We start from the raw sequence: 9,424 nt of genomic DNA on the forward strand, positions 1-9,424 counted from the left end.
CCGGCTTTTGCCGTGATAACGCTGGTTTTCCCGGAACCGGCTCCGGCAAGAACCAGGGTGGCATCCTCATCCACGATGATGGACAGGCGCTGTTCCGGGGTCAGAGGATTGGACTCGAAACTGTCAAAAAAATCTGACCAAAGCTCAAGTTGGGACGCCACATACCTCTCTATCGCCGCCTGCCTCTGGGTTTCTGGGGCGGATAGGAAGTTCCGGATCGTTTCGATTTCCCCAAATCGGGTGCTCCCGATGGCCTCTTGGTTCAGCTTGCTGAAAACCTCTTGTTCGAGGCGGCCTGCGATATCCAATGTGGGCTGCATTCGACAGGCTGCAGGGTAATATTGGGGCGCGCCAGATCGCGTACGGTGCCAAGTACAGTGTTTATGTCGGCAGACCGTGCCTTGTACCGCTCAACATTGTGATTACGCCATGCCTTCTCGATGCTGTCACCGAGTGCTGCCAGGGCACCGCTATCCTTGCCGCGAATACGCAGCGGAGCACCCGACCGGCTGAAGGGAATGGACAGTTCGTTCCCCAGCCACCCGGGCCGGACGACAGGGCAGTTTTGCATGCTCTCCAGTGATGCCAAAGGCAGGTTGCGACCGGCAAACACAAAACGAGTGCCGTCGAATTCCAAAGAAGAAACATTGCCCCGCCACTTATCAAAGAGGGCAAAAAGAACTGGGTTTGCAGAAACACGCATCGCGGAACTATGGCCTCACTCGTCAACCAAGGACCAGAACCCGTATTTACGCCCATGTTTGTCGCGAAGGGATTTCACGAAGGCGACATGCGTAGGGAAATCGCCGTAATCCTCAATGGCCGCATCTGCGGACTGGCATTCCGCCAGATGGCGGGCGGCATACCGGTATCGCTTGGATTTTCCACCATCCAGTGTGTCCTGAACCATGGCGCGGCGCATCAGCGTGGCGGCAAGGGGATGGTCCGCTTCCAATGCATCAGCCGCTTTCGTAAGTGTATGATAGGAATCCCCGTTAAGGTCCGCCGCCCTGGACAACACGGTCTTTGCCGCCCGATCCTGAGCCGGCCATTCGATCAAGAAATTGATTGCACCGCCAAGGGACGGATAGGCTTCCGCCAGATCTAATGCTTTGTCCTCTGCCTCAATGTCGTCGAAGTCGGGCAACAGTTTCAGGTATTTCCGAAGGCTTGCTGCGCTCAGGGTTTGCTCGAATGTATCCCAGAGATGGTATTTGAGGTCATCCCGCAATCCAAGGGTTTCAAGGCAGTTTTCGTAGACCACGTCCAGATCGTAGCGGAACATCCGGAAGGGTTTCCCATCTTCAGCCGCACGGGCGCTGAGGATCAGGTCATAGGCCTCTTGGGCTCGCCCTGCCTCAAGGAGCCTGCGCGCCACATCAGGTGCAATGGTTCCATAGGTCAACTGCTCTGGTGTGTATCGTGCCATATAGGTATCGACATCGCCTTGCGCGTCGGCGATGTCGGCAAGGATGACGGAACGGGTCAGGTCCCGGTTTCGGTGAATGCTGTCCTCTGGGTTGGAGGAAAGGCCATATCCCCGATACCGGTCCAACTCATCACGGGTTAGAGGGGTTTCTGCCCAGGCATTCGTCAGGGATTTGAGGTGTTCCAGCCCGTCTTGGCCCAAGGCATCTGACAGGGCAGGAATGATCCCGTCAAATTCCCCATAGCCAGAATCCACGATCGCATCGAGCATGTGGTCGGCGAGGGAGGCACCTTTGGTGGAAATCCTGGGCGAGATCGTTGCGATTTGGTCTACCGCGTCGCCCATGATCCCCCCGATGGTCCCGTTGCTGTCATCCGTCCTCTCGTGAATGGAAGGCGCCAGAAGAAGGAAAGACCAGAGCAACTCAAACGCCTCATCCGCATCGACAGGCGAAATCGTGGTTTCGATCATGTTCAGAAGGCCGCTGAGATCCTTGGACAGCGCTTTTTGTTTGCGCCAGTCGACATAGCTTGTAGACCGTCGAAGGGAGGCGAACCGTTTGCGAATATCGGAAGCCACTTCCTTTGGCCCTTGAGCGGCACTCAACTCCATGCGCGCCTGGCGTTGCAGAGCAGCATTCCCTTGGACCAAATCCATCACAAGCGCGGCCAGTTTTGCGGCGCCAAGTTTCTCGAGGTTGGCTTGATTGAGGGATTTTTTGGACATAGGCAGGCCGACTTATTGTAAATTACCGACCGATGATGCCCTGCCTGGTCGTCGGGCGCAATCAAGTGCTATCTTTGGTTTGCCACGGCGTTTGCAGGGGATTTCGGCGGGAATTAAAAGTTGACCCAAGAACAACGAATGTCGAGTGTCGCCAGGTGGGACAGGGTCGGCCCTATCTTGTTATCCATCACATGCTGGGCGAATGACCGGTGCCGGCCCTTCCTGGACTTTCATTCTGCAACTGCATTGATGCCCCAGCCTGCAGGTCGGGCGGGAAGTGTGAATTCGCTGCGCCTGCGAAAGCACACTGTCGAACACTTGAAAGCGGCCATTCAAAGCTCGGGTTCAACGCTTCGCCTTGCTGCACCATGCATCAAGGTCAGCAATGCGCAGAAAGCGACAGTTTGCAAAGTTGCGGGGGCAGGTCACAGAAAACCTCGATTATAGAAACCTGGCCCCTCAGAAAAGGTCGTACCTATAGCCTTCGTCGCGGTGCTCCATTCTCGCGACCCGCCAGCTCACGTGCTCAAGGAATGGAATAGCTGTCCGCTTTAGACTTATGCGGACGGTGCTACTGCCCTCGCCAAAAAGGTTCTTGGTTATCATGTCAAACGTTGCCGATGCACTGTCAGCGCCCAAGAATTCAATTCCAATAATCCGGTCTGGCGCAAACTCTGGATCGGAAGAAAGTGATGCAGGATGCGCCGCGCGCTCGGGGGTCGCCCAAGTTAGCAAAAGATCAACCCAAGCCTTGCTGTTGAGCAGCTTTGCGGCATCGTCGGCCTCGCACAGAACGTGGCGTTGCTGCCGGAACTGTTGGGCTTCTTGAGTGCGTGCAAAGGCTTCAACCTCGAAATCATACAAAGCTTGAATCATGACTTGGACCATATCCGCAGGCGCCAAATCAGATCGCTGGTTTGCGAGTTCGGACAGCGCAGAGCTTACCCGCGTCTGTTCGTCTTGATTTGCATTCTTCGCAAAGGCGTCGGGCGACCTGAGGTAGGCCGCCTTGAGGAAGTGATCGCGGTCGTCGCTGGAGATTGCGGCCCGCGCCATCGCTAGAAGGATCAGAACCCTTGAAACTGGGACAATGGCTCTACCGGCGACATCCAGCGCCGTCTTGGCGCGCGCAAAATCACCTCCCGCCAGTGCCGCGATCCCCTCGGCGAAATAGACCCAGCCTGTTGGCTCTTGGTCTTGTGGGAAAGGACCAAGCTCGGCCTTGACGGCATCGATCCGCGCGAGCGCCGCAGCCGCATCATCAGACAATAAGGCATCTTGTGCCTTGGCCACCAAAGGTTCGAGGGCGCGCAGCCTATCAAAGGGGAGAAGGTTGCGTTGCCACTGGTTCAGGGCCATTTCAACGGTTCGTCGCAATGCACCGATTTGTTCAGCTGGGCTGAGCGGATGTTGTTGGGGGCGGGTTCTTTCAAACAGCCTTTGCAGGAACGATGGCTTGGATTTTGAGCTTTCGTCGCTCAGTTCCACGTTACTCAAGACCAACAACATGACAGTTCCGCCCGAACGCGTTGCATAAACAAGGTCGCACTCAACGAGATCGGCCGCCAAGCCCAATAGGATAGTGGCGTCCCGAATAGATATGGCTACCACATCTTCCGTCGCAATTTCGGTCAGCTGCGAAGGCAGCTTGGCTCTCAGAGTTTTCGCGGACTGTGCAAGTGCGGCAAGAATTGAGTCGTTTACGTCCGCCCATTGAAAACTTTGCCCGTCGTGGGTCCCAATAAACCCGGCTTGTGCCTCGATTGAGGCGTTGTTCGTTAGGGTGGCAGAAAACTTGCCGCTATCCTGATCCACATGCCAGCTCTCAACGAGGTCGTTGGCCAGCGCCTTGTGACCACCTTCGGTCAGTGCGCAGAGCTTGACATAAATAGGATCAAGTCGATCGAGGCTTTCCAAGCCGTAAAACACGGCCCTCCACGCTGGCGGTAGGGTCCATTCGGATAGAGGGTACGACATGCATGCTCTCCAAATTGGCAAAGGGGTTTTTGACTGACATTCCCAACGTGGCCCGCCGCATTACGCGGAAATAGCCTCGATCCGACAACTGGACCAACATTTGCCGCCCCAAGCAGCGTCTGCGGTAGAGCGCACTGCTGGAACAAAGCTGCTTTGGCTGCAAATATACGCGCCCTTCACACGGGTCAATCCGATGCAGTAGCATACCGAATGTCCACTCCGGGCTGACTGCCGCCATCGACGTTCGAGGCGACGCAGCCAAAGCGCCACAGCTAGGCGCTGTACCACCGCATGTCGGCTTCGAGCCCTTAGTGCTCACCCGATTTGTTTCAGAACCTCTAGCGCTGCATTCTTCGCACGGTCACGGTGCAAGCGAAAAGCCTCACCTTCACCCGCACTCTCCCACAATTCTTCCAACTCTGTTGCTTCGCCTTCCAATCGCTCGAGCGCCCAAAGGATACGCCGCTTGAGATTGGGAATTTTGAGTATTCTCTCGGCCTCACGCGTAATGGTCGCTCTGTAATCTGTCACCTGAGATGGATCGGCTAAACCTCCCGCGATTCCAACCACTTCACACATAGCCCAGAAGCATTGTTCGACATCTGCCGGGATAGATTTTTTTCGTCCTGCGTATTCTCCGATGACGGAAAGTGGAGTTGGAATGGCGATGAAGCCAAGCTTTTCCAAGTGACCGAGCCAATCGCTTGCCGCATCATTCTCGAATACTCTGGCACCCCAAGTTCCCACAAGACTGCTCCTTTTCATTTCCACACGATGCCACCGATGGCCGGTTCGGTGAAGCTGCGCCGCAGCACCCGGCTAAGAAGCGAATGGCAGCTCAGGGCCGGTCGCGTTTCAATGGCCTGTATCGCCCTAGGGTTATTGAGACACTATTGAAGCTTACGCGGCGGCTGGTATTTTGTCCATTGTGTCGCGTCTGAACAGGTTTGGTGAGCGGTGGCCATGTCGCTGGATCAGCCAATGCTCGTTGTACTCCTCCTTGAAGGTCTGGAGGGCGGCCTGCAGCTCCTCGATGGTATCGAAGGTTCTGACCCAGAGCAGGTTTTCCTTCAGCGTCCGTATGAAGCGCTCTGCGCATCCGTTGCCTTCTGGGGCACGGACAAAAGACGGTGAGGATTTCGCGCCCAGCCAGGCAATCTCGTTCTGGAAGTCATGGCTGATGTACTGCGAGCCGTTGTCATGGCGGATGGTCAGGCCATCGGCGACATCCTTGCCGATGGCCCCGAAGCATTCTCGCACCCCCTGACGTATGGGCTGAAGCGCTTCGAAGCGTGTGCCCCGCACGGCCGCGTGGATGCCCACACAGCTGGCCGAACAATGGTCGGCGGCGATAAAGACCGCCACCTGTTGTCCCGTGCTCAGGAGAGTGGCTGTCATGTCCGTTCCCCACATCTCATCAATGCTGTCCGGGATGATGGTCCCGTCGTGGGCGCGCGGTCCATGGGCCGCACCAAAGCAGAGTTTGGCGCAGAGACCGTTCTCGCGCATCAGCCTTAGCACCCGGGCTTTCGAGGTACGGATGCCCCTGTAACGCAGGCGTGCCCAGAGCTTGCGATGCCCTTCACCATAGCACGGGCTGTCGGTGATGACTTGCCTGATCTCTTCGACAAGCTCCGCATCCGGCATCGGCCCTTGTGGCCCAGGGCGGCGACGCACTGGTGGTGCAGGCGAGGCCGGTTGCAAGTCACGGTACACGCTGGCACGGCTCAGGCCCCAGACCCGGCAGACACGAGAGACGCCGTAGCTCTTGCCCGTGGAGATCGAGATGACCGCGCTCATCGCTTCGACCTCCGGCGCGCAAAAGGGTGACCTGCCTCCATCTTGGCGATCTTCTCATAAAGAAGCTCGTTATCCATGGTGATCTCGCCCACCTTGGCCCGCAGCCTGTCGATCTCCTCGTCCCGGGCGTCGCGCGGACGCTGCTTCAAACCACTGGCACCTGCCTCAAGAAACGCATCGCGCCAGCTGCTCACATCCGCCGCTGTCGCCTCAAGTGATCGCGCGACCAATTCCACATTTTCGCCCCGCAGGACGCGCAGCACGGCCTCCTGCTTTCGGGCTGCCGTCAGTCTACGTCGCCGGGCCGGAGCCGGATCTGCTGCGATATGTGAAGTCTCCGCAGCTCCGACTCCGGCGCGCTCAACCTTCTTTTGTTCCATCATAAAACACCTCAATCATCCCCTTGGATCATGTCTTAAGCGGTGTCTCAAAAAACTCTAGGGCGGGGGAGGCCGCCGTCGGCAACCGACTTTCATAATTCACCAACTGCGCATTGCTGACTTTGGTGGCTGGTGCGGCATGGCGATGTGTTGGGCCTTAGCCCTGAATGGCCACCTTCATGTGTGTGATGCTGTGCCTGACAGGCGTGGCGCGTCAATAGCGGCCATCTCCCCCAATGATTGCCCGTCAGTCCGTGCCAGCCTGAAGGTCGATTGCCAATACTCTGATCGCGGACCGGTTAGAGTTTCGACGCTCTAGGAGAGGGCCCCGGAGGCTTGACGATATGCTTCCTGCGCGTTCGCTGAGTACTTTCGCGGCGCCATCTGGTCGGAATGCTCGCAAAACATGTCAAGGCGTTCGTGTCTGGGCTCAGAATTTTCCAAAAAGACCAAAAAAGGCCCAAATCACTGTTTTCCGGCAACCCGGGTGAATTCCACATAAGTTCCCTATCGGGGGTACGTGGGCAAACCCGAACCCGATAGGGAAAAACTGCCATGACTGCGCAAGGCCTTGCAAGTATTGCCAATTCTTATTTCGAAAACTGTGTTTTGACGGCCACGCTTTCTGCCGGCCGTGCGCATAGGGCCCTCTGATCTGATTGCAAAAATGTAGCTGTTTTCGGTAATGTGCCTCCCATGATGACTTACGCACATATCGTCCCCGTCTCGCGAATAGCGCGAATAATAGGTTGACCTGACCCGGGTCGACTGTCGCCTCCCTGAAGTTTGGAGAGCTGACAGTCCGCCCCACCGGTCTCAACCTGGTACGGGGGATGTGCGGTCCGACTGCAGACGCATCGTATCTATCCTCAAACTTGAATAACCGCATGGGCAAGGAGCCTGTGCATGCCTTGAGGAAGAAAGATGGCTTGTCCGACCCACACAGATCCCCATCAATCGCTGTTTTCCAGCGCGCAATCTTTGTGCTCGATTCGTGAATTTCGCTCACCAGAGGGCGCGGGTTTTTCGAATTCTGACGTCTTCGATCCCAAAGGTCAGCTGTTGAGCTGTGCCAAACCGTCGCAGTTGCGCGCCGTGCTTGGAAAATCGATTCCCGAAGGGGTTCAGAAACATAAGTGCGAAAATTTTCGGCTTCATTTGGGGCTGCGCGACGATGGCAAGACAATCTTGTGTCCTACATCTGACGCCACGCGAGATCAGGGTGATTGCCACAACATGTGCCTGCCGCCAGGTGATGATGCTTTGTGTAGAGGATCCTTTAAGGCTCTGATTTTTCGCAAACATTTCTCGCGCGATACAGGATTCCGTGCAGAATTTCCAGCCCCGAAGAGCGGCTTTCAGAGCCATCACGCAGGGGCTAAGAAATCGCCGCAAGCCCAAGGGCAAACACAGACCTGGACCGAAAAGGAGGACCTGACCATGACGACCTAAAAAGAAAAACGCCTGTCCTGCGCCAACAGGACAAGCGTTCACCAAGGCGGGAGTAATCCACCAATCACAAAAGAAGCCATAGCCGAAACGGCGCTCGGCTTCAAGGATCTCCCCGCCCTCCACATCGGATCTTCTTAGTGCAACGCCCCGCTTAAGCCCGGGACGTGACCGGACCCGGATTGTCCTGAGCACCGCCGAAGACCCCTCCCGACGCCCGAATGACCGGGCCTCGGTTTCCCCAGCCTCCGATGCAGTCGGAACCGGAATACGAGGACGAATTATGGATGATCTTGATGGCCAAATGGCCAACCACCCCCATGCCCACCTGTCTTATCTTTGGGAGGGAGATGTCTTGCCGCCGCCTCTGGCAGACCCCGACGAGCCGATGCGGGTTCTGCCGTCGCACCTGAACAAGCTGGAACTCGGCAAGTCGAGCAGCTCTTGTAAGGTGGCCTATACGACGCGCCTTCATCGCCAGGCTGCCCTTCAGCAGTTTTGGTGCGCCTCTTTTGAAGAAGCACAGGTGTACGAAAACATCGCCGCCAACCCGAATGTGATCGCGTTTCGCGAACAGTTGACCCGTACACCGTACATCAACCTCGCAGGTGAGAGCACCCACACCCTGTGGGATTGCAATACCTTGTTGAAAACCGGCGCCACGTTGCTTGTGTCGGTCAAATACGATGAGAAGGCCAATCGCAAATCCTACCTCGAGGAAGTTGCCAATATCGCCACGCAATGTTCGGCGGATGTCGCGGATCGCGTCCAGGTCTTGTCGCGCTTCAGCTTCCATCCGGCGGCCCGTGAATGCGCGAAAGCCATCCATATGGCCCGCCGTGGCTGGGATCCTGACGCCGATCGGATCGTTCTGGAGGCGGCCAATGATCTGGGGCCTCGCTTCACCTTCTCGGGGCTGATCACGGCCTCGCGGCTTGGGAACGCCGGGCGCGGTTACCGCGCCGCCGCACGCCTGATCGGTGATGGCGACATCGGCAAACACAAACTCGACCTTTTTACCCCCAATACTCAACTATGGAGCAATGCATCATGATGTATTTCGGAAACATTACCGCCTCGGACCGCGTAACCCTGGAAGGTCGCGAGGTCACTCATATCCTGCCTGTGCAGGATAAAAAGAGCAAAGCAATCACCCATTTTCAGTTTTCTGTCGTCAATGACGAGGGAAATGTGGATCTCCGCAAGTTCGAGACCGCGGAAATTCCGCACCTCTTTGACGCAGAAGCGCTGCTTGTGGAGAAGGGGTTTCACAGCATCGCCCGCCAGGAAGAACGCGCCCTTTATGGGGCGACGGAACTCTTTGGGGCCACAAAGAAGCAGCGTGATGCTGTGGATTTGATCATGCAAGCCTGCATCTTGATGGAGCGTTATCGGAACCTGGGCATGAAGCTGACCCGGGATGGGGTGGAAGAGTTTCACACTCTGATGGGCAATGACTATGACACTTATCAGGCGCGGAAACTGTATGGCACTCAGAAGCCGAATTCATCCCAGCGGTTGAAACGGCTGCCGAGCTCGGACACCCTTTTGCGCCATTTCCGCACATATAAGGCAGCAGACAAAAATCCGAATGCCTTTCTGGCTCCTCGCAAGGTGCAGATTGACGCTGCCACCCAAGCGCATGCGGACTTTGTTTACGTCT

The 9,424-nt window shown here is 56.6% G+C and carries 8 protein-coding genes and 1 pseudogene; 2 read left to right on the forward strand and 7 right to left on the reverse strand.

Translation table 11 applies throughout. The annotated features are described in order from the left end of the window. From A3728_RS23900 to A3728_RS22040, 7 genes and pseudogenes are all read right to left on the reverse strand, one after another. On the reverse strand, positions 1 to 320 hold a 320-nt coding region (locus A3728_RS23900), incomplete at its 3' end, for a UvrD-helicase domain-containing protein (RefSeq protein WP_161489607.1). Beyond that, a complete protein-coding gene (locus A3728_RS23565) occupies positions 263 to 703 on the reverse strand; it encodes a hypothetical protein (RefSeq protein WP_150120954.1) in 441 nt (146 codons plus the stop codon). The genes A3728_RS23565 and A3728_RS23900, both read right to left, overlap by 58 nt. Before the next feature lie 15 nt (positions 704 to 718). Then, positions 719 to 2,155 (reverse strand): DUF6880 family protein, encoded by a 1,437-nt coding sequence (locus tag A3728_RS22015; RefSeq protein WP_067268433.1) that lies wholly within the window; start codon positions 2,153 to 2,155, stop codon positions 719 to 721. A 459-nt stretch (positions 2,156 to 2,614) separates the two neighbouring features. Further along, entirely contained in the window at positions 2,615 to 4,084 is a 1,470-nt protein-coding gene (locus A3728_RS22020; protein WP_067928848.1) for a DUF6882 domain-containing protein, read from the reverse strand. Positions 4,085 to 4,447: 363 nt separating this feature from the next. After that, complete coding sequence (locus A3728_RS22025; protein WP_067268436.1) at positions 4,448 to 4,879, reverse strand: DUF4259 domain-containing protein; 432 nt, start codon at positions 4,877 to 4,879, stop codon at positions 4,448 to 4,450. A 153-nt stretch (positions 4,880 to 5,032) separates the two neighbouring features. After that, positions 5,033 to 6,258 (reverse strand): annotated as a pseudogene (locus tag A3728_RS22030) (IS3 family transposase). A gap of 1,059 nt (positions 6,259 to 7,317) precedes the next feature. After that, positions 7,318 to 7,887, reverse strand: coding sequence for a hypothetical protein (locus A3728_RS22040; protein WP_067268441.1), 570 nt, complete (start codon positions 7,885 to 7,887; stop codon positions 7,318 to 7,320). 157 nt (positions 7,888 to 8,044) lie between these two features. On the opposite strand from A3728_RS22040, the gene A3728_RS22045 reads away from it, so the two are divergent. Together A3728_RS22045 and A3728_RS22050 are read left to right on the forward strand one after the other, a co-directional pair. After that, entirely contained in the window at positions 8,045 to 8,815 is a 771-nt protein-coding gene (locus tag A3728_RS22045) for a hypothetical protein (protein ID WP_067928850.1), read from the forward strand. Further along, positions 8,812 to 9,424 (forward strand): hypothetical protein (locus tag A3728_RS22050; protein WP_150120955.1); only part of this gene is annotated, 613 nt, incomplete at its 3' end. The genes A3728_RS22045 and A3728_RS22050, both read left to right, overlap by 4 nt.

Origin of the sequence: Sulfitobacter sp. HI0040, assembly GCF_001634885.1 — a bacterium.
In the GTDB taxonomy this organism is placed as follows: Bacteria; Pseudomonadota; Alphaproteobacteria; order Rhodobacterales; family Rhodobacteraceae; genus Sulfitobacter.